Source organism: Gordonia sihwensis, assembly GCF_029632925.1.
Lineage (GTDB): Bacteria > Actinomycetota > Actinomycetes > Mycobacteriales > Mycobacteriaceae > Gordonia > Gordonia sihwensis.
This window is the reverse complement of the sequence record NZ_CP121248.1, coordinates 3,656,571-3,678,124: the sequence shown is the minus strand read 5'-3', so window position 1 is coordinate 3,678,124 and position 21,554 is coordinate 3,656,571. Positions and strand designations below refer to the sequence as shown.

Sequence of the window (21,554 nt, the reverse complement as noted above, 5' to 3'; positions counted from 1 at the left end):
CGTGCTGCTCTCTTCTGAAACTGACAGGTCGACCTTTCGTTATCGAATCGTTGAGTGTCTCGAAACCCGTCCGAAAACCAACTGTCTCTCAATACTTCGTGTCGTTGAGTTCTGCGACACTGTGCCCTTGTGAGCACACTTTTTATCTGTAACTTGGTTACGGTGTATCTGACTGTGAATCACATGACGGTTTAGATTGTGGGTGACACCCCTCCAGTCGGGTGTACCCGTCGATAGGGCTTACGTGGGCGTCGAGGACCGTGAATCGTCCCGGGTTTGATGGAGGCAGGTTTGACCGGAAGGGACACTTGTTTCATGCCTCGCCCATCGAAGTACTCGAAGGAGTTGCGGGACCGTGCCACGCGGATGGCCATCGATGCCCGTAGCGATCCTGCGACCGCGCCGGGTGCGTTGGCGCGGATCGCCAAGCAACTCGATATCCACCCCGAGACTCTGCGGAACTGGGTCCGCCGCGTCGAGAAGGGCCAAGCCGAAACCCCTGGCGTGGAGACGGTCTCCGATATCGAGAGGATCCGTCAGCTCGAGCGTGAGAACGCGGAGTTGCGGCGGGCGAACGAGATCTTGAAGACCGCGTCGGCTTTCTTCGCGGCCGAGCTCGACCGGCCACGCCGCTGATCGTCGATTTCATCGACCAGTACCGCCGTCGATGGCCCGTCGAGGCGATCTGCACCGCCCTCACCGAGGCCGGATGCGCGATCGCGCCATCGACCTACTACGCCGCCCGAGGCCGCGGTCCATCGGCCCGCGCCCTGCGCGACGAGGAACTCAAAGAACAGATCATGGACGTCTACGAAGACTCCGGCGGTATCTATGGGCGCCGCAAGATCCGCGCCGCACTCGCCCGCAAAGGGATAACGGTCGCGAAGTGCACGGTCGAACGATTGTGCGGTGACCTGGGAATCCGTGGGGTGGTGCGCGGGAAGTTCCCGCGCACCACGAAACCAGCGGCCGAGACCGAACACCCCGGTGATCTCGTTGACCGCGCATTCGCCGCGACAGCGCCGAATCAGCTGTGGGTTGCCGACATCACCTACGTCCGCACCGATGCCGGCTGGGTCTACGTGGCATTCGTCTTGGACGTGTTCTCGCGGATGATCGTCGGCTGGCAGACCTCGACCCGCATGTTCGCCGACCTGGCGATCGACGCCCTCGCGATGGGCTTGTGGCTGCGGCGTCGGACCGGCCAGGACATCACTGGCCTGATTCATCATTCCGACCGCGGAGTCCAGTATCGAGCGGTGCGCTACACCCAGGCCCTCGACGAGGCCGGCGCCGTCGCCTCAGTCGGCTCGCGCGGGGACTCCTACGACAACGCGATGGCCGAAGCCCTGAACTCGCTGTACAAGCACGAGCTGATTTACCGGAAGGGCCCGTGGCGATCGACGAACGCCGTCGAGATCGCGACTGCCGAATGGGTCCATTGGTACAACACCGCCCGACTGCACGGCGAACTCGATCACCGGCCACCGACAGAGATCGAGGACCTCTACTGGCAGCAGCACGCTGCTGCCGAGACTGAACCTGCACTACAGAACAAATGATCGGTCTCTAACAAACCCGGGACTTGACACCGGCGTGGAGTCGTTTGAGATTGGCAGTCGGGGGCCAGCAGAGGATTGGTTCCGTGATTCATCCGGTAAGTCGTTCCCGATGTCACACCCGGGCGAACTCTCCGGGAGTTCCCTGATGCGGTTGCCGGGTCTGGGATGCTGCAATCGAGGTATGCATGTGGGCGAGCATGTATTGGTGAGTATTTCTCGGCAACTTGGGCGACCTGCCGGGATTCGCGGTCGAATCGTTGGCCGGGTAGTGAATCGACGCAATCGTGAACCTATCGCTGCCGCGGTGGAGGCTGCTGGAATCCGGGCGGGTCAAGTAGTCGCCGATGTCGGGTTCGGTGGTGGTGTCGGATTAGGGTTGTTGCTTGATCGTGTAGGGCAATCGGGCATGGTGCACGGATTCGAGATCTCCACAACGATGATCGACGGCGCACAGAGACGCTTCCGTCGCGAGGTCCAAACGCGGAGACTGTCACTGACTGCCGCGCCGATGGAGGCATTACCTGTTCCGGACGCTTCGATTGACGCGTTGATCAGCACAAATACGATCTACTTCATCGATGATGTGTTCGCCGCATTCAGTGAGCTCAATCGGATTCTCGCTGGCAACGGCTGCGCCGTTCTCGGCATCGCAGATCCGGATGCTTTGCGAGCGATGCCGTTCACGCAGTACGGGTTTCATGTCCGGGAGTTCGATGCGATTGTCGACGAACTCCAGCGAGCCGGCCTGCATGTCGAGGAGCGGATCCGCGCCGGCAGTGTCGACTTTCCCTACTGGTTACTCGTCGCACGCAAGTCGGGTGTCCGGTAGCGGTTTTCGATGGCTCCGCTGCCTGGGTGCGCCTGACCGCCTCACTGTGCGGTCCGGCTCGCCCCGCAGCTTCGGGTAGGCGACGTCGCTGAAGGAAACTCGTGGCGGACAACAGCATCAATGCTGTTCAGTCCAGGGCGGTGTGACGTGGGGAAGGCATCTTGGGCCGTGACGACCGAATGCCTGAAGTTGTCGGCCTGTGCCCCGGTCGGTGCAGGCGAGACTCGGTCTGCCACGGTCGGCGGGCGTACTGTTGGATCGACGGTGAATGAGGTGTAGCGATGATGTTCTCTAACGGCGGCCACATGGGCAGTTTCGGACACGGTTGGATGCTGCTCGTACTGATCGCAGTCTGGGCGTTGATCGCCGTCGGAATCACTCTGGCGATCCGTTCGTCGATACGCGCCTCTTCAAAGCTGGACCCCGAGTCTGTCCTCGGCCAGCGTTTGGCGTGCGGGGAGATCTCTGACGTGGACTACACGCGGATGGTTCGGCTGATTCGCGACGACCCCCAGGGGCCTCCAAACTGGTGAGAGCCGACCAGTCGGCGCAGTGGTCAGGCCTGTGGGGCTGGTGATAGTTCCCGTTGAACAGTGAGCCAGGACATGCCGTTGTGCGTGCTCCAATGCTGGCGACGGTGAGGGGCCACATTCGTATCGTCAGCATCGGTTCAAGGTTTCCTCAAGATCGTCCGCGAGGGTCGCTACCCGGCGCGTCGGAGACGACTCTGGGAGTGGACGTCCGCGATACATGCTCGCGGATTCAGCGCGGACCAGAAAGGCTGATCAGGATGGTTGAGGTTTCGAGGCGATCGGTGCTCATCGGAGGGTTGGCGGCGCTGGGGGTCGGCGTACTCGGCGCGTGCAGCCCGGACCGCCCTCAACGCCCTGAGTCGTCGCCGTTGCCGGGACCACCGTTGCAGGCGTCGCCGAAGCCGGGGCAGAAGGTGGTGGAGGCGTCTTTGACGGCCCGACCGGTGGCTGTCGACCTCGGTGCGGGCATTATCGCGAACACCTGGGCCTACGGCGACGAGGTTCCCGGGCGAGTGGTTCGCGCCACTGCGGGCGACTTCCTGCGAGTCAACGTCGACAACCAACTTCCTGCGCCGACGACCGTTCACTGGCACGGCATCCGACTTCGCAACGAAGCCGACGGAGTCCCAGACGTCACGCAGCAGGCGATCGCACCCGGAAACCGGTTCGTGTACGCCTTCACGGCCCCCGATGCTGGGACGCACTTCTTCCACCCCCACGTCGGGGCACAGCTCGATCGAGGTCTGTACGCGCCGATCATCATCGATGATCCGGCCGATGCGGGCGACTACGACGCGGAATGGATCGTCGTCCTCGACGACTGGACGGACGGGGTCGGGAAGAGCCCCGATCAGATTCTGGCCGACTTTCAGGCCGAGTCCGGACCGTTGAAGTCGGGCATGGGCGGGATGGATCACTCGTCGATGCCGGGAATGAACCACGGCAACTCGTCGCTGGGTGACGCCGGAGACGTCGCCTACCCGCACTATCTCATCAACGGCAGGGTTCCGGAGGCGCCGACCGAGTTCCGCTGCCGACCGGGTCAACGAGTCCGGGTGCGACTGATCAACGCGGCATCGGACACGGTCTTCAAGGTCGCACTCGCCGACCACACGATGACGGTGACGCACAGTGACGGCCATCGGGTCAACGACAAGCAGACCGGAGCCCTGTACGTCGCGATGGGCGAGCGCTACGACGTGACCATCACCGCCGGAGATGGCGTGTTCCCGCTTGTCGCGGCGGCCGAAGGCAAGAGTGGCCAAGCCTTGGCGCTCCTGCGGACAGCTTCGGGACAGGCCCCGCCGAGCACCATCCGCCCGCGCGAACTCGAGGGCCCAGTACTTCTTGGCGCCGATGACCTGGCCGCGGCGGAATCGGCACGATTGCCCGACCGCGATCCCGACACCACACTCAAAGTCACTTTGAACGGGCAGATGTCGCCGTATGCCTGGGGGATCAACGGCAAGAAGTACGGCCAGGACACACCGCTGACTGTCCGGCCCGGCCAGCGGCTGCGAATGCAGATCACGAACTCGACGATGATGGTCCATCCGATGCACATCCACGGCCACACCTGGTCGCTGCCCGACCGATCGGGTTTGCGCAAGGATACGGTGCTGATCCGTCCGATGGGCCGCGTCAACGTCGACCTCGACGCCGACAACCCCGGCGCCTGGGCTCTGCACTGCCACAACATCTATCACATGGAGACCGGCATGATGACCACGCTCCGATACGCGTAGACGCACCAGCCCTGCGGCACCTAGACCGGTACATCGCGGGCCGACTGCGACACCTCGACCACCCCATCTACTAAGCTGCTTAGTAGATGGGGTGGTTTCGCCCCTCGCGGTCGCGTTCTGTGCACACGAGAGGTCGTATCCCATGGTCAAATTCCCTAGAGGCGGTACTGCCGCCTTCCTTCTTGCTGCCGTCCTGATCATCGCAGGGTGTTCGCAGCCATCCCGGGATCTGGTGGCCGATCCGTCGGTTGCGTCGGCCGCGCCGTCGATCGAGCTCACCCCCGACGACGGGGCGAGCGGAGTCGATCCCCTTGCCCCGGTCGTGGCCACTGTGCGCGGCGGCACCCTGGAGAACGTGACGCTCGTCAACGATGGGGGGCGGCCTGTCGTCGGCATCATGACACCGGACCGCTCCTCCTGGAAGGTCGGTGAACCGCTCGGTTATGGCCGGACGTACACCGTGACCGCCACGGCTCGCGGCGGCGGACAGCGCGCCTCGCGCACCGGGTCGTTCACCACGCTCACCCCCGACAATCAGGCCGGCGTCACCCTGCAGACGACCGGCGGCACGCCACTGTCGACCGGAGGGACCTACGGCGTCGGAATCGTCATCGTTGCTCACTTCGACGAGCCGATTGGTGACCGCGCCGCAGCCGAGCGGCGACTGTCGGTCCGCACCACGCCCGGAGTCGAGGGCTCCTGGTACTGGCTCGACGACCAGAACGCTCACTGGCGGCCGCGCGAGTACTACCGTCCTGGCACCGAGGTCACCGTTGAGGCGCGGATCTACGGCGCCGACCTCGGCGGCGGCCTCTACGGTCAAGAAGATGCCGAGGCGACTTTCACGATCGGTGACTCGCACGTAGCGATCGCCGACGATCGCACCAAGCAGGTCAAGGTGTACGAGAACGGCAACCTCGTCCGCACGATGCCGACCTCGATGGGGATGGGTGGCACTGAGGTCATCGGGGGCACCGAGATCAGCTTCTGGACTCAGCGTGGCATCTATACGGTGCTGGATAAGGCGAATCCGGTCGTCATGGACTCGTCCACCTACGGTCTGCCGATCAACTCCAGGCTCGGCTACAAGCAAACCATCGCCTACGCCACGAGGATCAGCACCGACGGTGTCTATCTGCATCAACTGGACGAGACCGTCTGGGCGCAAGGAAACACGAATCTCTCGCATGGCTGCCTCAACCTCAACGGCGCCAACGCCCGCTGGTTCTACCAGTTCTCGATCCCGGGCGACGTCGTCGAGGTCCGCAACACCGGCGGGGCGCCGCTGGAGCTCTGGCAGAACGGCGACTGGGGCGTGCCCTGGGAGCAATGGCGAGCAGGCAGTGCGCTGGCCTGATCAGAACTCCTGCGAGACGATCACGAATAGATCTCACTCCCGCAACGATCTACTAAGGCGCTTAGTAGATCGTTGCGGTGACATCGACGGCGTTGCAGCCCGCGCTGACATCGACCTGTCGACCGCGCTGACCTCCATGTTCTGCGATTGAAGGCGGCCCGCACACGCATTGCCCATTCCGTCGAATGTCCGGTTTGGTGCTGGTGGTGCCAGTGGTGCGCAAGTGTCATAGTGGCGTCCATGACTAGAGATCCCCTCGTCGGACTCACCTCCTCGCCATCATCGGCAACGCTCGCACCTCGGGTGCGGCACTGGGTGGGCACCGCCCCTGTCGCTCTTGGTCTGGCCGCGGCGGTTGCGGCGGGGACGCTGAGTCCAGCGCCCGCCGTGGCTGAGACCGCCAACGGTGTTGACGGTCACGTCGTGGTCGAGCTGGCGGCCATCGTTAAAGACAGCGTGCGGGCCGTGGCCGGACCTGACGGACTGGTGAAGCTGCTGGCCCCGATGGCCACCGTGACCTCATGTCTGACCGTCTCTGCCGAGACCGACCCCGCCGCAGGCGATCGGGTCGGAGCTCTGGGGTGCTTCGCGGCCGCCGGGACTGCCTTCGGTGGGCAGGCGCCATTGATCCTCGACGCGGTCCCTGTGGGGCGCCTACTGGCGACACTCGCTGCCGCGGTCGCGCCGCACGACCCGTCGATTTCGCACGGGGGATCCTCCGATCACCTCGCCCCGGACGGCGCCCGCCCCGCTCCCGGGCAGACTGCGGCCACCCCCACCCCCGGCGGTGTCCTGACCTCCACGTTCGGTGACGGTCGCGGTCATCAGGGCATCGACATCGGCAACCGCCTGGGAGCGCCCATCCTGGCGGTCGAGGACGGCGAGGTCATCAACTCAGGGCCTGCGGAGGGGTTCGGCCTGTGGATCCGTATCCGTCACGCGGACGGTGCTGTCACGACCTACGGTCACAACGATCAGAATTCGGTCAACGTCGGCGACCGTGTGCGTATGAGTCAGCAGATCGGCACTGTCGGCAGCCGCGGGGTGTCGAGCGGGCCGCACGTGCACTTCGAGGTCGCCGACCCCGCCGGGACGGCGATCGATCCGCTGCCGTGGCTGCAGGCCCGCGGCGTCACCATCGCCACCGAGGCATCGCCGCCGCCGACTGCGACGCCTCCGGACGTGTCGGTGCTGGCTCGGGGGCAGGTGCGCGACCGCCGACCCTGACCTACTATGTCTCTTAGTAGATGGAGAGAGGTTGGCAGTGACGCGAACAAGGGTCAGTCATCAACTCGCCGTGGCGGTCGGCATTCTCGCAGCAGTCCTCAGCGGTGCAATGATCATGGTCTATGCCGAGACCGTTGACTTGCGAGGGCGCCCGCATGCGCACCGCCTCGGCTGGCCGCCGACCTGGCATTGGGTGTGGGCGGCAATAGTAGCGGCGATCGTGGCGCTCGCCGCGCGAGCGCTGCTGCGGCGACTGGTATTCACCGCGCACGTTCGCCGTGATTCGACGACTGCCGACCCGGCGGACGAGACCGACTCGACTCGACGGGCCGAGACACAGATGCTGACCAAGACAAGAAGGAGTGGCCATGCTGCGTGAGTGGTCCCTGGTGCGCTGGGTGGTGGCAGCAGTCACGGCCATCGCGATCGGATTGGCCGTCGGTATTCCGTCCGGACTGATCGACACGCCGTGGTATTCACGCATGACGCCGACCCTGTGGTGGAACTACCCGATTTGGCTGGCGACCGCGGTGTTGGGCGGCCTGATCGCGGCCACCTACATTCAAGCCCGGACGGCGCCGCGGATGGAGAAGAAACTCTGGGCGACGGTCGGTTCGGCGTTGGCTGTCGGATGCCCGGTGTGCAACAAGGTGGTGGTCGCGGTCGTCGGTGTCAGTGGAGCCTTGACCGTCTGGGCGCCGTTGCAGCCGATCCTGGCTGTGGTGTCCGTGGCATTGTTGGGTTGGGCCCTTCAGCGACGGCTGCAGGGCGAACGGCGATGCGCGGTCGCGGGCTGACTGCGCGGTTTGCCGCAGTCAGTGCGGTGGCGTGAGGGAAAGGTGTGCGATGCACGGTCTGGGCGAGCTGGAGGCACGCATCATGGAGGTCTTCTGGCGCGATGACGCGGACAAACGCGTCCGCGACGTGCTCGAAGGGCTGGACGCGGAGCGCGAACCCGCGTACACGACGGTGATGACGGTGATGGACAACCTGTACCAGAAGGGGTGGCTGGGACGCGACCGGCGCGGCCGGGCGTACTGGTATCACTCGCTCAAGTCGCGTGAGCAGACCGTCAGCGATGCCTTGCGTGCGGTGCTGGCCGACGCCGGCGACCCGTCTGGGGCGCTGCTGCATTTCGTGCGGCACGCCTCCGACCAGGAAAGCGCAGCAATCGCTCAGGGCCTGCGGGAACGGGACTGACGCGGTGGTCACGGCAGCATTGTTGGGCGTGAGTGCGCTGGCTGCGACTCTGATCGGTGACCGGGTCCTCGACGTCCTGATCGCGCGTGATCGACTCACGGCCAGGACCCTGCTGCGGGTGTGGGCGGCGCTGACCGCTGGCGTGTTCGTCGCCGCTGCGAGCTCGGTGGCCATCGTCGCCGTTCCCGGCCACGCGAGCGTCGTGGGTGGGGTGTTGCAGACCTGCCTGAACGGACTCGACAGTGCGGTCAGCCGCACCCTCGAGTTGGTCGCCGGGCCAGGCGTGTTCGCCCTCGTCCTGGCCGTGTCCGGGTGGCGGGCTGCGGCGTTCTGGCGGACCGCCCGTCGCCGTGACCTCGAGATCGGGGCGCACCACGCACTGCTCGCGCGGTTGCTGAACCCGACGGGCGCCCGGTCGCCACTGTGGCTGCCGACGAGCACACCCATGGCCTACAGCACGCCCGGACGGACCGAGGGCCTGATCGTGGCCAGCGAAGGGCTGCGGCAGCGACTGGACCCGGCGGCGTTGTCGGCGGTGATGGCTCACGAACAGGCGCACGTCCATGGTCACCATCATCTGTTCGTCCGCGTCGCCGACTGTCTCTCGCACGCGGTGCCCTGGCTACCACTGACTCGGCAGGCGAGTCCCATCGTGCGCGCCCTGGTCGAGTTCGACGCCGACGCACACGCCGCGCATGAGCACGGCGACGCTGCCGTCGTCCGCGCGATCACGCACGTTCACCCGACCGCGCCGGCGGGCGCTCTGGGGATCGCTCGTGACTGCGTCGATCTGCGGTTGCATCGATTGGGCCGTTCCGCCGCTCCCGGCACGCGACCGTCGCGTAGTTCGTCCTACGCTGCCCCGACAGCGGCCGCGATGTTCCCCATTCTGCTATTCCTCGCCGGTCTGGCCACCGTGGTCCTGGCTGCCTGCCCCGCCTGACCCTCCTGGGAACCGGCCGGTGCTCGCCCGGCCCGTCGCATCGATCGTGATCGAGAGTCCGCACGCCGACGCGCACCGTCAGGCCGGGGCCAGGCTCGTTGGGCGCCCGGTCACACGGGCAGGACGACGTCGTTGATCAGCGCCTTTCGGACCCAGTCCACGAACACATTCCACAAGCCCGTCACCAACATCACGCCGACACCGACCAGCAGGACGCCCCCGACGATCTGAATGGTGCGGGCGTGGCGGCGGAGGAAGCCAAGGCTGCGGACGGCCCATGCCGATGAGAACGCCAGGACCACGAACGGGACACCGAGGCCGAAGCAGTACGCGACGACCATCAGCGCGCCGCGGAACGGCGCGTCGCCGTTCGTGCTGATCGCTAGCCCGATGACGGCACCGAGGGTGGCACTGCTGCACGGTATCCACCCGATGGCGAACACGGCCCCCAGCAGCGGCGCGCCGACCATACCGGTGCGGCGGTGAGGCGTCATGCGGCGTTCTCGCCGGAAGAACGGAACCACGCCGACGAATACCAAGCCCATCACGATGGTCACGACCCCGCCGACGCGTTGCATCACTGCCAGGCGGGCCTGATCGAGGAAGACCGAGGTCACACCGAACAGCGCCACCGTGGCCAGGACGTAGACGAGCGTGAAGCCCAGGACGAACAGCCCTGCCGCGGCAACCACCCGCCACCGGCCGGACTTGGGGCCCTCACCGACCTGGACGGCGGGAGCTTCGGCACCGACCAGCCCCGCCAGATACGACAGGTAGCCCGGCACCAGAGGCACCACGCACGGCGAGGCGAAAGAGATGATCCCGACCAGCGCCGCGACACCCAGGCCCAGCAGCAGCGGACCACTGGTGACCGTGGCCGCGAACGTCGTTCCCAGATCCGCCAGAAACCACTGATTCACTGCGGCGCCGCCTTCTCCTCGGCCACCGTCACAACGGCGGCACGCAATTCGGCCTCGGTGATCGCTCGAAGGAACAGCTTCGCTGGGCGGTGCTGGCGGTCGAGGATCAGAGTGGTCGGGACAACACCCACGGGGACTCCGAGTGCGGCAAGGGTGGCGCCGCCGTAGTCGAAGATCGACCGATAGGGCACCTTGCGGTCGGTGGTGAAATCCTGTGCGGTCGAGCGCGAATCACGAAAGTTGATCCCCACGAACTGCACCCCACGGGCGCGGGTGTCGCGGTAGACGTTCTCCAGTGCCTGAAACTCGGTACGGCACGGTGGGCACCACGAAGCCCACACGTTCACCACAACAACGTCACCGCGGTAATCGGCGAGCCGGACAGCTCCCCGGTCGAACAAGTCCTCACCCTCGACCGCGCCGATCGCACGCCGCATGGCGGGCGCGTAGTCGATGACCGTCTGACCGTCAGGGGAGACGAACTGATTGGCGCGCACCGCAGACACGGCATCAGTGCCGGTACCGCACGCGGTCAGCACCGTGGCACCGATGAGCATCGCGCCGACGAGCGCCTGCGCGCGTCGCCGACGGCCACGCGCGCAGTCCGGCATCCTCTCGTCGATCCGGTACCTGTCCTCGGAAATGTGTCCGGGTGCCACACAACCACCTCCATCTACTAAGGAGAGTAGTACTAACTTGCTTAGTAAATGGTGAGAGTGATCGATGCCCGGGTGCTGACGGTGGCCGGCGGCGGACTAACCCGGCTAGCGGTCCAAGACTGCGCGCGTCGTTGATCCTGGATGCAGGTCGAGTCTGCGCAGCAGTTGTGCGTTCAGGGCCACGACGATGGTCGACAACGACATGAGGATCGCGCCCACCGACATCGGCATGACAAATCCGATGGGTGCAAGCACTCCGGCCGCGAGCGGGACGGAGATCAGATTGTAACCGGCCGCCCACCACAGGTTCTGTTTCATCTTGCGGTACGCCGCTCGCGACAGTTCGATCACCGAGAGCACGGAGCGGGGATCGTCGCTGGCCAGGATGACACCGGCCGAGGCGATAGCGACATCAGTACCTGCGCCGATCGCCAGACCGATGTCGGCCTGGGCGAGCGCGGGAGCATCGTTCACCCCGTCTCCGACCATCGCCACCCTGCGACCTTCGGTCTGCAGTTCCTGCACCTTGGCGGCCTTGTCTTCGGGACGGACACCGGCGAAGACACGGTCGATGCCGAGTTCATGAGCAACGGCATTCGCGACAGCTTCAGCGTCACCGGTGATCATCACGACCTCGACGCCCTGCGCATGGAGCGCATCGACAGCCTCGCGTGACTCGCGGCGGATCTCGTCGGCGAGTTTCAATGCGCCGATCAGCCGCCGGTCTTGAATGACATGCAAGATGATCGCCCCGTCCGCACGCCAGCGATCAGCGACAGGCAGTTCGTTGAGGTGTTCTTCGGCGAGCAGGTGCGGGCCCCCGACCCGCACTGTCGTTCCCTCGATCGTCGCGGTGACCCCCACTGCGGGCGATGAGGAGAAATCGCTGCTGGTCGGGACTCTGAGGCTGTGGCGATCGGCGGCGCCGACGATCGCGCGTGCGAGGGGATGCTCGCTGTCGGACTCAGCGGCCGCCGCCAACGCCAGCAACTGATCCTCGTCGACGTCGTCGACGGCAAAGACATCCGTGACAGTGGGTTCGCCCCGGGTGAGCGTGCCGGTCTTGTCGAATAGGACGCTGTCGACCGTCCGCATGCTCTCCAACGCAAGTCGGTCTTTGACGAGTACGCCGCCCCGGGCCGCACGCTCGGTCGCAATCGAGACGACGAGCGGAATCGCTAGGCCCAGAGCGTGCGGGCACGCGATCACCAAGACGGTGATCGTGCGAACCACCGCATCATCGGGCAAGCCGATCGCCGTCCACACAATCGCGGTGATCGCCGCGGCTCCGAGGGCAAACCAGAACAGCCATCCGGCCGCGGTGTCGGCGAGTCGTTGAGCACGAGACGACGAGTTCTGAGCATCGGTGACAAGCCGTTGGATCCCGGCGAGAGTCGTCTCGTCGCCGGTGGCCGTGATCACGATTCGTAGTCCTGAATCGGAAGCGACCGTCCCCGCGGTCACGGTGTCGCCAACACTGCGGGTGACCGTCTGGGACTCACCGGTGACCATCGATTCGTCCATCGCCGCACGCCCCTCGACGATCCGGCCGTCGGCTGGGATGCCCCCGCCGGGGCGAATGACGACGGTGTCGCCGACCTCCAGATCGGCGGGGGCCACGGCCTCGATTTGCCCGTCTCGGACACGTTCTGCTTGGTCGGGCAGAAGCGCGGCCAGGGAGTCCAGGGCCGAGGTGGTCTGGGCCAGCGACCGCATCTCGATCCAGTGGCCCAGCAGCATGATGACGATCAGCAGCGCCAATTCCCACCAGAACTCCAGTTGATGACTGACAAGTCCCAGCGTCGCCGCCCAGGACGCGAAGAACGCCACCGTGATCGCCAGTGCGATCAGAAGCATCATCCCGGGTTTCCGCGTCCGCAGCTCGCTCAGAGCGCCGGCCAGGAACGGCCAGCCGCCCCAGAGGTACATCACGGTGCCGAGCGCGGGCGCGATCCATTCGGCCCAGCCGGGGACCGAGTAGCCGACCAACATCGCGAACATCGGCGAGAAGGCGATTACCGGAACCGCGATGATGAGGTTGATCCAGAACAGTCGGCGAAACTCCCCGACGTGGTCACCGTGCCCACCATGCCCCCCGTGCGCACCGTGGTGGTCCCGGTGCCCACTGTGGTCTCCGTGTCCACTGTCGTGGTCCAGGTGCCCGCTACGCCCGCCGGGGGTGCCATGCTCTCCGTGATGGTCGGCGTGGTCGTTGTGATCTCGACCGTGCTCGCCGTGTTCGTTGTGCCCGCTGTGCGGTGGGTCTGCGACAGCATTGTGGCTCTCAGGCACTGCCGCGTCATGGCGGTCGACGCCGTGTATGGGGGCGCCGCCGACGTCTCGGTGGTGGTGGTGCGCGTGGGGGTCAGTCATCCTGCTGCCTTCCTCATCGTCATTCCCCAGCTGGGTTGGTGACTGTTGAAGTCGTCACCACCCCCCGGCTCAAGACGTCGGTTGAATTTCGCTCTCGACGACCCACTTATGGTTGGTCATCGTCATGCCGTCCGCCTCGTAATCGACCATGTAGACGGTCTGGTCGGTGGAGCTGGCGATTGTTGCCTTCGCCCCCTTCATGCCCGTCATGTGATCGGCCTCAAGGGTGACTTCGGTGCCATCGGCCAGACGTCGATCTCCTGCGTTTTTGATCTCCTGTTGGACTACCCACTTGTGATCCTTGACCGGCTGGCCGCCGGTGGTCGGGGTGAAGTTCACCGAGTAGGTGTAGGTGTCGAAGGCGCCGACGATTGTGGCCCGCGCACCGTCCATGCCCGCCATGTGGTCTGCGGTCAGCATGACCTGGCTGCCGATCGGAAACTTGGGTGCTGAGACCGCCTTGATGCCGGCAGGTGCCGGTCCGCCGTCCATCGGGTGGTCCATCGGCGAATCGCTCATTGCTCCGGCACTGCTGGCCATGCTGCCACTGTCATGGCCTTGGTGGTCCTGGCTTTCGCCGGCACTGCAACCGGCCAGAACCAGTACTCCGACGAGTATTCCGGCCGAGACGGCCGTCATGAGAGGCTTGCGCATGTGGTCTCCTATCCACTCTGATCTCACCGAACGACGCACCGGTGTGGTGCATCGCCGTTTTCTCCGTTGTCGGCCGATTGCGCTTTGCTCGGCGGCCGCACAGGGCTGAAGGTGTAAAAGTGCGTTAACCCGCGAACGTCACGCCGACAGCAGGACGCGAGCTGGCGTCCATCAAATCCGCACTGCCGAATAGCCGGCCGCTGTGACTGCGTCGACCACCGCGGCCTCGTCGACGAGGCCGACGGCGGTGACCACGAGCCTGCCGGTCTGCGCGCTCACCTGAGCGTCCTGAACACCCTCTACGGCTGCGACTTCCTCGCGCACCGAGGCCTCGCAATGCCCGCACGTCATGCCTGTTACCTGATACTCGCTCGACGACATGTCTTCCCACCTCTCCAGTTGATACCCCATGGGGGTATGATGTTCCGATGACGATATACCTGCCGCCGGCCGTGATGCAAGAGTGCCGCCGCGCATCGCAGGTCAGGCGACCTGGCGAGAGCTGCCAGGTGTGGGGCGACTCGGTCAGTTGCGGTTGACTACGTCTGCACGTGACCGTTCGGGCGTCTCGGCGGTGTACTGATCAGTGAGACCGAGACGGAGGTGTTCGCTATGATAAACGGCCTCGTCAAGCAGTTGAGCGACGTGGGTGTCATAGAGGCTGTACACAATGCTGCGGCCGTTGCGTACCCCCGTGACCAGGCCCAGGTTCCGTAACAGTCGTAGTTGGTGCGAGACCGCGGACGGCTCCATCTGCACGGCCGCCGCAAGTTCTCCCACAGCCATGGCTCCGCCTTGAAGCTCGGATAAGATCCGCAGCCTGCTCGGAGTCGCCAAAGCCTGCAGGGTGGTGGCGACGCGGTCGGCGGTCGCCGCGTCGAGTGAGGTCGTTGTCTCGCCGCCACTGCCGATCCGGTGTCCCATGATCAACATCATACTTCGCACTACTCACATGAAGAGGTGTTCATATATTCTGATTTGGTGATTGATTCGAACCAGAGAGAGTGACCCGGGATGGACATGGCGACGACACAGGTCGACCAAAGCAGGGGTGCCGCGAGGCGTGGCTATGCCGGGGCGCGGACCCGTCCATGGGACCTTGCCGAGGTCCGATGGGCAGTGGCCGCATTGGTGTTGTTCGTGGCCGGGCTGGCCGCGCAGCTCGGCGGCACGGCGCCGGCAGTGTGGTGGACGCTATATCTGGCCTGCTATGTCGTCGGTGGGTGGGAGTCGGCGCTGTCCGGTCTGCAGGCGTTGCGCGAGAAGACTCTCGACGTCGACCTGCTGATGGTTGTGGCCGCGATCGGTGCTGCCGCGATCGGGCAGGTCACCGACGGTGCCCTGTTGATCGTCATCTTCGCGACTTCCGGCGCCTTGGAGGCCTGGGCGACGGCTCGCACCGAGGATTCGGTGCGCGGACTGCTCGACCTTGCGCCGAGTCGGGCCACGGTCCTTGGCGCCGGCGGGCACGAGCAGATCGTTGACGCCGCGGGGTTGGTCGTTGGCGACGTGATCCGGGTCCGCCCCGGTGAGCGTATCGCCGCCGACGGCACCGTCATCGACGGTGCCAGTGAAGTCGATCAGGCCACCATTACTGGGGAGCCGCTACCGGTGATCAAGCGGGTCGACGACGAGGTCTTCGCCGGTACGGTCAACGGCACCGGCGCACTGACAATCCGCGCTGACCGGCCTGCCGCCGACTCGGTCGTCGCGCGTATTGCGGCGATGGTCGCCGAAGCGTCGCAGACGAAGGCGCGAGCACAGCTGTTCATCGACAAGGTCGAACAGCGGTATTCGATCGGCATGGTGGCCTGCACGCTCCTGGTGTTCGCGATTCCGCTCGCGTTCGGTGCCGAACTGCAGCCGTCTTTGCTGCGAGCGATGACGTTCATGATCGTTGCGTCGCCGTGCGCGGTGGTCTTGGCGACCATGCCGCCGTTGCTGGCCGCCATCGCCAACGCAGGTCGCCGCGGCGTCCTTATCAAATCAGCGGTGGTCATGGAAAATCTGTCGACGATCGACACTGTCGCATTCGACAAGACGGGCACAATCACCTCCGGCCGTCCTGTCCTGGCCACCGTCGACCTCACCGGGCAGGGCCTCGACCTCGGCCACGGCATCGACACGGTCCTCAGCGTCGCCGCAGCCGTCGAGTCACTCAGTGAACACCCACTGGCGGCGGCCATCGTCTCAGCTGCCCATGAGCGAGGGCTATCGGTCCCGCCGGTGGAAGGCTTTGCCGCGCAGCCGGGGAGCGGTGTGACCGGCGTTGTTGGCGGGCACCAGATCGCGGTCGTGTCTCCACACACCTCGGACACCCCCGCGGCGGTCGAGGTCGCCGAACTCGTTGCTGCCGCCGAAACGCGAGGCGACACCGCGGTCATCGTCGTCGACAACGGGGCGGCTATCGCAGTGTTGGCTCTGGGCGACTCGCAACGCGTCGACGCGGCCGCCAGCGTGGTCGCTCTGACTGGCGATGGAGTGAGTACCGTCCTGTTGACCGGTGACAACGCAAAAGCCGCGGAACGCGTCGCGGCCGACGTGGGCATCGTTGACATCCATGCTGAATTGCTCCCGGAGGGCAAAACGGACGCCATTGCCGCCCTGCACGCTGGCGGTCGCACTGTCGCTATGGTCGGCGACGGGGTCAACGACGCGCCCGCGCTCGCTGCGGCCGAGGTTGGGATCGCGATGGGCGGCGCCGGTTCTGATCTGGCGTTGCAGGCTGCCGATGTCGTCGTCGTCCGTGATGATCTGACCGCAGTGCCCTCGGTCCTCGCTTTTGCTCGGCGGGCGCACCGTGTCGTCGTCGCCAACCTCATCATCGCGGCGACGTTCATTGCGGTACTGGTGCTCTGGGACCTGCTCGGCACGCTGCCTCTGCCACTCGGTGTCGCCGGCCACGAAGGGTCCACCATCATCGTCGGGCTCAATGGTCTGCGACTGCTCCGGCGTTCTGCGTGGCCACGAATGATTGGGCACTGATCAGCGGAGCCTCCGAAAAACGGCGGCGAATCAGGCGGCTTGTGTGTGCGACGATGACATCCATGGAATCGGTCCGGCCCTCGGTTGCCGCCGTCCACGATCGTGTGACAGTGCATCTGGACGCCCTCGACGACGCGACACTGGTCGACCAACTGCGCACGCTGCTCGGTGCGCGTTTGGTTGCGTATCTGGCCGGCGCGCCCAGCACCGCTGCGGTCAGCGACTACATCACACACGCGGCCGCAGTCCCGGACCACGTCCGAGCCCGTTTGAAGGTGGCCTACAGCGTGGCGGCCCTGCAACACCAGCTCGGCGCTACCCCATCGTTGATCCAAGCCTGGTTCCAAGGACGCAATCCGCGCCTGGATGATCGAGCACCGGCACAGGTCATCGCCGACGATCCCGGCCGCTTCCGAGGCACGCTCATCGCGGCCGCCGTAACTCTGGTGGGTGGCTAGGTGGACACTGACGCCGCGTTTGCGGCCTCCTGGCGGATCGGCAGTCGAATCAATGCCGTTGCTCAGGCCGAGATCCTCGTCGACTCCGTGGTGGGACCGCCACAGCACATTCGGCGACGACTGGATGCCGTCATTGACGACCTCCTCGATCCTGCTGACTAGGCTGGCGAACAGACGAATCAGCCGATGGCCCTACGGTTGGGCGCGATGTGCGCAATGACGTTCTCGAACCGTGGGACGGGACGTGCGCCGGTTACCCGAGAATCGTCGGCGGTCTGTCGTCACTCGTCCGCCGTGTCTAGCCGGCCGTAGAGTTTGGCGATCAGCACGTCCTTGGCGCGAAGTTCTGCGCGGAGGCGACGGAGTTCGGCATCGTTGGCCGTTAACTGAGCGCGAAGCGCCGACACGATGGAGCTGTCGGTGGCTGCAGCCTCGGGTGGCGGGGCGATGGTGGTGTGGGCGCGGATCTTCTCCCGCAGGTCCGGATGGTTGTAAATCGTCTTGCGGGTGACGCCGGCACGTACAGCGACGGCGTTGATGTTGATTGTGGCCCCCGATCTCCGCATGGCGGTGAGGGCCTTCTCAATCCGAGTCCGGACGTCGGCGGAGCGCTGCTGTGCGTGGGCGTTGAGCGCGGCGATCGCCTGATCAGTCGGTGGCGTCATACCCCATTACCTCGGTTCTCAGCTTTCCCTAGTGCGATCTCGTGCAGCCCTCGAGTCTGGATCTGCAGCAGCGGTCGCCGATCGGAGGTGCCGGCCCCGGCCACCGCAGAATCGCGATCGGCCGATGCCTGGTCCTCTTCGGCAGCGAGTCGGGCGATGATGGCATCGAGCGAGGCGATCTCGCGGAGACGTTCGTGGACCCAGACATTCTCGTCGGAAAGTTGCCGACCCGTGCGCTCGTGGTATTGGCGGCGCCGCACCTGGAGAAGCGACTCGGTACGGGTGCGCTGGTCGGCGAGTTCGTCGAGGTGTGTGCGGTCGGTGGCGAAGTGACCGCAGGTCAGGCAGGCGTTGCCTTTGTCGCAGGTCTGCAAGGGCGGCAGCAGACAGACGCCGTTCGGGAGGACGCGGTCGGTGCGTTGGGACAGTTGGGTCATGTCGTAGACGTCGGTGGGGCTGATGCCCAGGTCGGCGCCGTGGGCGCCGATCTTCTTGTGCTTGAGGAACTCCGCTTCCGCAGTGGCTGCGAGGGTGGCCGCGTATCGCAGGGTCATCTCGGGTGAGGCGTGTCCGAGGTAGCGCTGCACGACGTGGATGGGGACGCCGTCATTGAGGAGCTCGGTCGCCCGGGTGTGCCGGAGCCGGTGGGTTTGGGTGAACCTCAGAGGGTTTCCGGCGCTGTCGGTGAGTCCGTGGACTCGGTCGAGTTTGGCCAGTGCGGATCGGTAGGAGGCATACGGGCGGGGGCGTTGCCCCTGAAATTGGTGCCGGACCCCGAGAAACAGGTACTTCGGGGTCAGGTCCGGGTAGTGGTCTCGGTTGTACTGTTGTTGTTCGGCGATGATGTTCACCACGGCCTGCTCAACCAGGATCGTCGGGATGACGCCGTCGACCTTGGTCTGCTGGTACCGGAGTTTGGCGACGAACGCATCGGGGTCGTTACTGTCTACGGGACGTTCGATGCCAGGGATCGCCTCCAGGGGTTCGTGGTCGAGCATCAGGATCTCCGAGGCTCGGCGGCCGGTCAGGGCTTGAAGCAGCCAGATGCGGGCGGTCTGCGGGTCACCGAGGCCGGCAACGACCGATAGGGTTCGGTCGGGGTGGGTGATCGACACCGGGAATCCGCGGTCGGCGGACAGGACGTCGAGGTAGCACAGCATCTGCTGCAGTTCGCTGGTGCTGTACCAGGTCAACTCCCGAACGCGGGAGGAGTGCCGAGTCCGGAACGCCGGCCCCCACAGCCGGGTGTGCGCGGCCGAGACCGCCAGCCAGCGACGATCGCCGGTCGCCGCCGCGGCTTCGGGGGCGTGGTCGGCCATGAACGTGTAGAACACCTGCGTCTGGCTGCGGGCCTCGTCGACGGCCGACGCCGACAACAATCGCCCAGGCCGGGCACAGGCCTGCGGTGAGTGCAGGTAGCCGGAGAAGTCGGTGAACACCTGACGCAATACTGCGGGGTCGGTGCTGATCACTGGATCGTCGATGCCCTGAGCCTGCAGGAACGGCCCGAGAAGGCGGGACAGGGTGCGGGCCCGCTCCACCGCCGACGACCACCGCAGCAGTTCGGTGCTCAGCGCGGTCCGCAACCAGAAGCGGACACCGTCGCGGAGCCAGCGCGGTTCGAGGGTGTCCAAGCGTAGCGCTCTGTCGTGGGCCGGTTCGTGCTCGCGTTGCGGGATCCGCCGATCGGCTCGCAGATCCCAGATGTCGTGCTCCCACCACGGCTTGGTGCCGCAGCGGACACTGACGTGCAGGTGCATCTGCTCGATGAAGTTGGTGATGTTGCGGCGCGAGTTCGCCGACGCCAGGCGGGCATTGCGCTGCTCGAACCCCACCAGCGCCGACCGGGTCAGGTCCGCGACACCCAGGTCGGTCACCGACGTCGGTGGATCACCGTGGACTCGTTGATAGTCGGCGACGGCCGCGGTCAACGTCAGGGAGAACCAGCGCAGCAGGGACGGTTCGATCTTGCGGAGTCCGTCGGCACCGCACAGCCACACCCACCACGCCAGCTCTTGCTGCAAGCGCAGCGGAACCGACTGCGGGGTGAAGTCGTGCCCGTCCGGGTTCCGCAGGTACCGCCGATTGAGCAGAAACACGCGATCGGCGGGCGCCTGGTCGATGCGGTACCGCAGCTGCCGCCATTGATCGGGGACCCGCGCCCACTGCGCCTCCCACAAAGAGTCCCCGGAGGGATCTGCGGCGTCGGCAGGTATCAGCCGCGGGGTGTGGTCAGGTGTCATGGATTCCCCTCCAGCCCGCGACGTAGTTCTTCCACTGCGACAGGGACCGCATCTGCGCGTCTTCGGTCACCCATCCGTAGGTCGAGAGAGTGGTCTGCACATCCTGGTGGCCCAGGCGCCGCATCACCACGTGCGGCGGAGTCCCGTTGAGGAGCAACGCGGTCGCATGCGTATGACGCAGCCAGTGCGGCGACCAGTCGGCCGGCACTGTGTCGGGATGGTGGCGCCGCACCTGGTCGACCCGGGCGTACACGGTCTCCACCCGCATCGGCGCGAACTGCTGCCCGCGAACGAGATTGACGAACACGAAATGTGAATCCAGGTTCTCCACGAGCACGTCAGCGCACATCTGCACGAGCATCCACACGTACTCGGTGTAGAGCGCGGCCAAGTCGTCACCGATGTAGATGCGGCGAGCCCCGGTTTTGGCGCGCAGGCCGTGAGGATGATCATCGCGGCCGACGATGTCGATGGATGGGGTGACGCCGCCAGTGATGTGGAAGTCACTGTGCCGCAACGATAACGTTTCACCCAGGCGCATGCCGGTCTCGGCCAGGACCGCCATCATGAGTCGGTCGCGGAGTCCGACAGGGCCGCCGGTCCAGCCGGTGTCGGTCTGGACCGCACAGTCGTCGAGGATCGCGACCACCTGCGCTGGATCCAGGACCGGCGTCGCAGACTGGTTCGGCAGCCGAGTCCGGTACAACGGCCGCCGGTGATCGCGGTGCGGGCCGACACCGTCGAGGAAGCCCTTGTAGGGGCTCGCCCAGCGTTGGGTCCGGCGGGCACTGTAGAGCCGCTCATACGGTTCGATCAGGTGATGAGCATCGGCGTGGAAGGTGTACAGCGCCAGCACAGCAGCACTGTAGGTGGCGACCGAGGATTCGGCGAGCCACCTCTCCCGCTCGGACAGTCGCGTCACGCCGGGCAGGTCCCCGTACCGCAGGTAGGTCAGGAAGTCGCCGAACCGGGACACCGGAAACTGGTCCCACTCGTCGCCGACATGCTCAAGCAAAGTCCACCAGTATCCCAGGCCACGGGCGTAGCCGCGGACGGTATTAGGTGAGCGGTCCTGATCGCGCAGAAACCGCAGGAACTCGTGCGCAGGCAGAACGGGTAGACCGGTGTCGTCGACGACGGTGTAGGAGTCGGGCCGGTCAGGGAATCTCATTCGCTGTGCTCGGGCCATCACCGCCACCTC

Annotated in this window: 22 protein-coding genes and 1 pseudogene; 14 read left to right on the top strand and 9 right to left on the bottom strand. The window is 65.6% G+C overall.

Annotated elements, in window-relative coordinates; all coding sequences use genetic code 11:
* The first annotated feature begins 315 nt into the window (after window positions 1–315).
* The 10 genes and pseudogenes from P5P27_RS17530 to P5P27_RS17485 all read left to right on the top strand — a co-directional run bounded on the left by P5P27_RS17530 (window position 316) and on the right by P5P27_RS17485 (window position 9,396).
* A pseudogene (locus P5P27_RS17530) lies at window positions 316–1,562 on the top strand (IS3 family transposase).
* A 181-nt stretch (window positions 1,563–1,743) separates the two neighbouring features.
* The gene (locus tag P5P27_RS17525; RefSeq protein ID WP_101841515.1) at window positions 1,744–2,391 is read left to right on the top strand and encodes a class I SAM-dependent methyltransferase; all 648 of its coding nucleotides are present in this window, start codon (window positions 1,744–1,746) and stop codon (window positions 2,389–2,391) included.
* Window positions 2,392–2,672: 281 nt separating this feature from the next.
* Window positions 2,673–2,924 (top strand): hypothetical protein, encoded by a 252-nt coding sequence (locus tag P5P27_RS17520; protein WP_006898160.1) that lies wholly within the window; start codon window positions 2,673–2,675, stop codon window positions 2,922–2,924.
* A gap of 257 nt (window positions 2,925–3,181) precedes the next feature.
* Window positions 3,182–4,669 carry a multicopper oxidase family protein gene (locus tag P5P27_RS17515; RefSeq protein WP_278125295.1) on the top strand — a complete coding sequence of 496 codons (1,488 nt, stop codon included), beginning with the start codon at window positions 3,182–3,184 and terminating at the stop codon, window positions 4,667–4,669.
* A 142-nt stretch (window positions 4,670–4,811) separates the two neighbouring features.
* Window positions 4,812–6,026 carry a L,D-transpeptidase gene (locus tag P5P27_RS17510; RefSeq protein ID WP_006898158.1) on the top strand — a complete coding sequence of 405 codons (1,215 nt, stop codon included), beginning with the start codon at window positions 4,812–4,814 and terminating at the stop codon, window positions 6,024–6,026.
* 303 nt (window positions 6,027–6,329) lie between these two features.
* Complete coding sequence (locus P5P27_RS17505) at window positions 6,330–7,253, top strand: M23 family metallopeptidase (protein WP_278127433.1); 924 nt, start codon at window positions 6,330–6,332, stop codon at window positions 7,251–7,253.
* Window positions 7,254–7,284: 31 nt separating this feature from the next.
* Window positions 7,285–7,632 (top strand): hypothetical protein, encoded by a 348-nt coding sequence (locus P5P27_RS17500; protein WP_278125294.1) that lies wholly within the window; start codon window positions 7,285–7,287, stop codon window positions 7,630–7,632.
* On the top strand, window positions 7,622–8,050 hold the full coding sequence (locus P5P27_RS17495; protein ID WP_278125292.1) for a hypothetical protein: 429 nt from the start codon (window positions 7,622–7,624) through the stop codon (window positions 8,048–8,050). Before P5P27_RS17500 ends, P5P27_RS17495 begins: the two co-directional genes overlap by 11 nt.
* Window positions 8,051–8,099: 49 nt before the next feature.
* Window positions 8,100–8,453, top strand: coding sequence for a BlaI/MecI/CopY family transcriptional regulator (locus tag P5P27_RS17490; RefSeq protein ID WP_006898154.1), 354 nt, complete (start codon window positions 8,100–8,102; stop codon window positions 8,451–8,453).
* A gap of 28 nt (window positions 8,454–8,481) precedes the next feature.
* Complete coding sequence (locus tag P5P27_RS17485; protein WP_278125289.1) at window positions 8,482–9,396, top strand: M56 family metallopeptidase; 915 nt, start codon at window positions 8,482–8,484, stop codon at window positions 9,394–9,396.
* A gap of 110 nt (window positions 9,397–9,506) precedes the next feature.
* On the opposite strand, the gene P5P27_RS17480 is transcribed toward P5P27_RS17485, so the two are convergent.
* The 3 genes from P5P27_RS17480 to P5P27_RS17470 form a co-directional block, all read right to left on the bottom strand.
* Window positions 9,507–10,316: a cytochrome c biogenesis CcdA family protein gene (locus tag P5P27_RS17480; protein WP_006898152.1), complete on the bottom strand. Its 810-nt coding sequence runs from the start codon at window positions 10,314–10,316 to the stop codon at window positions 9,507–9,509.
* On the bottom strand, window positions 10,313–10,927 hold the full coding sequence (locus P5P27_RS17475; protein ID WP_039868132.1) for a TlpA family protein disulfide reductase: 615 nt from the start codon (window positions 10,925–10,927) through the stop codon (window positions 10,313–10,315). The genes P5P27_RS17480 and P5P27_RS17475 overlap by 4 nt, the downstream gene beginning before the upstream one ends.
* A 153-nt stretch (window positions 10,928–11,080) precedes the next feature.
* Window positions 11,081–12,976, bottom strand: coding sequence for a heavy metal translocating P-type ATPase (locus P5P27_RS17470; protein WP_006898150.1), 1,896 nt, complete (start codon window positions 12,974–12,976; stop codon window positions 11,081–11,083).
* Window positions 12,977–13,063: 87 nt separating this feature from the next.
* Here P5P27_RS17470 and P5P27_RS17465 point away from each other — a divergent pair, with 87 nt between their 5' ends.
* Window positions 13,064–13,390, top strand: coding sequence for a hypothetical protein (locus P5P27_RS17465; protein ID WP_231650302.1), 327 nt, complete (start codon window positions 13,064–13,066; stop codon window positions 13,388–13,390).
* A gap of 27 nt (window positions 13,391–13,417) precedes the next feature.
* Here P5P27_RS17465 and P5P27_RS17460 read toward each other — a convergent pair whose 3' ends face one another.
* The 3 genes from P5P27_RS17460 to P5P27_RS17450 form a co-directional block, all read right to left on the bottom strand.
* Complete coding sequence (locus P5P27_RS17460) at window positions 13,418–14,002, bottom strand: YdhK family protein (RefSeq protein ID WP_278125284.1); 585 nt, start codon at window positions 14,000–14,002, stop codon at window positions 13,418–13,420.
* 171 nt (window positions 14,003–14,173) lie between these two features.
* The gene (locus P5P27_RS17455) at window positions 14,174–14,383 is read right to left on the bottom strand and encodes a heavy-metal-associated domain-containing protein (RefSeq protein ID WP_174302307.1); all 210 of its coding nucleotides are present in this window, start codon (window positions 14,381–14,383) and stop codon (window positions 14,174–14,176) included.
* A 144-nt stretch (window positions 14,384–14,527) separates the two neighbouring features.
* Window positions 14,528–14,926, bottom strand: coding sequence for an ArsR/SmtB family transcription factor (locus P5P27_RS17450; RefSeq protein ID WP_006898146.1), 399 nt, complete (start codon window positions 14,924–14,926; stop codon window positions 14,528–14,530).
* Between the two features lie 96 nt (window positions 14,927–15,022).
* Between P5P27_RS17450 and P5P27_RS17445 the strand changes: the two genes are divergently transcribed.
* From P5P27_RS17445 to P5P27_RS17435, 3 genes are read left to right on the top strand one after another with little or no spacing between them, the layout of a single operon-like run.
* Complete coding sequence (locus P5P27_RS17445; protein WP_039868140.1) at window positions 15,023–16,987, top strand: heavy metal translocating P-type ATPase; 1,965 nt, start codon at window positions 15,023–15,025, stop codon at window positions 16,985–16,987.
* A gap of 53 nt (window positions 16,988–17,040) precedes the next feature.
* Entirely contained in the window at window positions 17,041–17,445 is a 405-nt protein-coding gene (locus P5P27_RS17440) for a hypothetical protein (protein WP_233500150.1), read from the top strand.
* Window positions 17,446–17,607, top strand: coding sequence for a hypothetical protein (locus tag P5P27_RS17435; protein ID WP_156150509.1), 162 nt, complete (start codon window positions 17,446–17,448; stop codon window positions 17,605–17,607). It abuts the gene before it with no gap.
* Between the two features lie 119 nt (window positions 17,608–17,726).
* Here P5P27_RS17435 and P5P27_RS17430 read toward each other — a convergent pair whose 3' ends face one another.
* The 3 genes from P5P27_RS17430 to P5P27_RS17420 are packed head-to-tail and all read right to left on the bottom strand — an operon-like array spanning window position 17,727 to window position 21,542.
* Window positions 17,727–18,110: a hypothetical protein gene (locus tag P5P27_RS17430; protein ID WP_006898142.1), complete on the bottom strand. Its 384-nt coding sequence runs from the start codon at window positions 18,108–18,110 to the stop codon at window positions 17,727–17,729.
* Window positions 18,107–20,353, bottom strand: a complete 2,247-nt coding sequence (locus P5P27_RS17425) for a tyrosine-type recombinase/integrase (RefSeq protein ID WP_278125280.1) — start codon at window positions 20,351–20,353, stop codon at window positions 18,107–18,109. Before P5P27_RS17425 ends, P5P27_RS17430 begins: the two co-directional genes overlap by 4 nt.
* Entirely contained in the window at window positions 20,343–21,542 is a 1,200-nt protein-coding gene (locus P5P27_RS17420; protein WP_006898140.1) for a tyrosine-type recombinase/integrase, read from the bottom strand. The genes P5P27_RS17425 and P5P27_RS17420 overlap by 11 nt, the downstream gene beginning before the upstream one ends.
* Between the last annotated feature and the right edge of the window lie 12 nt (window positions 21,543–21,554).

Excerpts from the sequence above, each read along its gene's own strand:
- P5P27_RS17495 (WP_278125292.1), top strand. The coding sequence starts at position 7,622 with ATGCTGCGTGAGTGGTCCCTGGTGCGCTGGGTGGTGGCAGCAGTCACG.
- P5P27_RS17520 (WP_006898160.1), top strand. The coding sequence starts at position 2,673 with ATGATGTTCTCTAACGGCGGCCACATGGGCAGTTTCGGACACGGTTGG.
- P5P27_RS17430 (WP_006898142.1), bottom strand. The coding sequence starts at position 18,110 with ATGACGCCACCGACTGATCAGGCGATCGCCGCGCTCAACGCCCACGCA.
- P5P27_RS17525 (WP_101841515.1), top strand. The coding sequence starts at position 1,744 with ATGCATGTGGGCGAGCATGTATTGGTGAGTATTTCTCGGCAACTTGGG.
- P5P27_RS17445 (WP_039868140.1), top strand. The coding sequence starts at position 15,023 with ATGGCGACGACACAGGTCGACCAAAGCAGGGGTGCCGCGAGGCGTGGC.
- P5P27_RS17475 (WP_039868132.1), bottom strand. The coding sequence starts at position 10,927 with ATGCCGGACTGCGCGCGTGGCCGTCGGCGACGCGCGCAGGCGCTCGTC.
- P5P27_RS17455 (WP_174302307.1), bottom strand. The coding sequence starts at position 14,383 with ATGTCGTCGAGCGAGTATCAGGTAACAGGCATGACGTGCGGGCATTGC.
- P5P27_RS17490 (WP_006898154.1), top strand. The coding sequence starts at position 8,100 with ATGCACGGTCTGGGCGAGCTGGAGGCACGCATCATGGAGGTCTTCTGG.
- P5P27_RS17510 (WP_006898158.1), top strand. The coding sequence starts at position 4,812 with ATGGTCAAATTCCCTAGAGGCGGTACTGCCGCCTTCCTTCTTGCTGCC.
- P5P27_RS17425 (WP_278125280.1), bottom strand. The coding sequence starts at position 20,353 with ATGACACCTGACCACACCCCGCGGCTGATACCTGCCGACGCCGCAGAT.
- P5P27_RS17450 (WP_006898146.1), bottom strand. The coding sequence starts at position 14,926 with ATGGGACACCGGATCGGCAGTGGCGGCGAGACAACGACCTCACTCGAC.
- P5P27_RS17515 (WP_278125295.1), top strand. The coding sequence starts at position 3,182 with ATGGTTGAGGTTTCGAGGCGATCGGTGCTCATCGGAGGGTTGGCGGCG.
- P5P27_RS17420 (WP_006898140.1), bottom strand. The coding sequence starts at position 21,542 with ATGGCCCGAGCACAGCGAATGAGATTCCCTGACCGGCCCGACTCCTAC.
- P5P27_RS17460 (WP_278125284.1), bottom strand. The coding sequence starts at position 14,002 with ATGCGCAAGCCTCTCATGACGGCCGTCTCGGCCGGAATACTCGTCGGA.
- P5P27_RS17470 (WP_006898150.1), bottom strand. The coding sequence starts at position 12,976 with ATGTTCGCGATGTTGGTCGGCTACTCGGTCCCCGGCTGGGCCGAATGG.
- P5P27_RS17440 (WP_233500150.1), top strand. The coding sequence starts at position 17,041 with ATGACATCCATGGAATCGGTCCGGCCCTCGGTTGCCGCCGTCCACGAT.
- P5P27_RS17465 (WP_231650302.1), top strand. The coding sequence starts at position 13,064 with ATGCCCCCCGTGCGCACCGTGGTGGTCCCGGTGCCCACTGTGGTCTCC.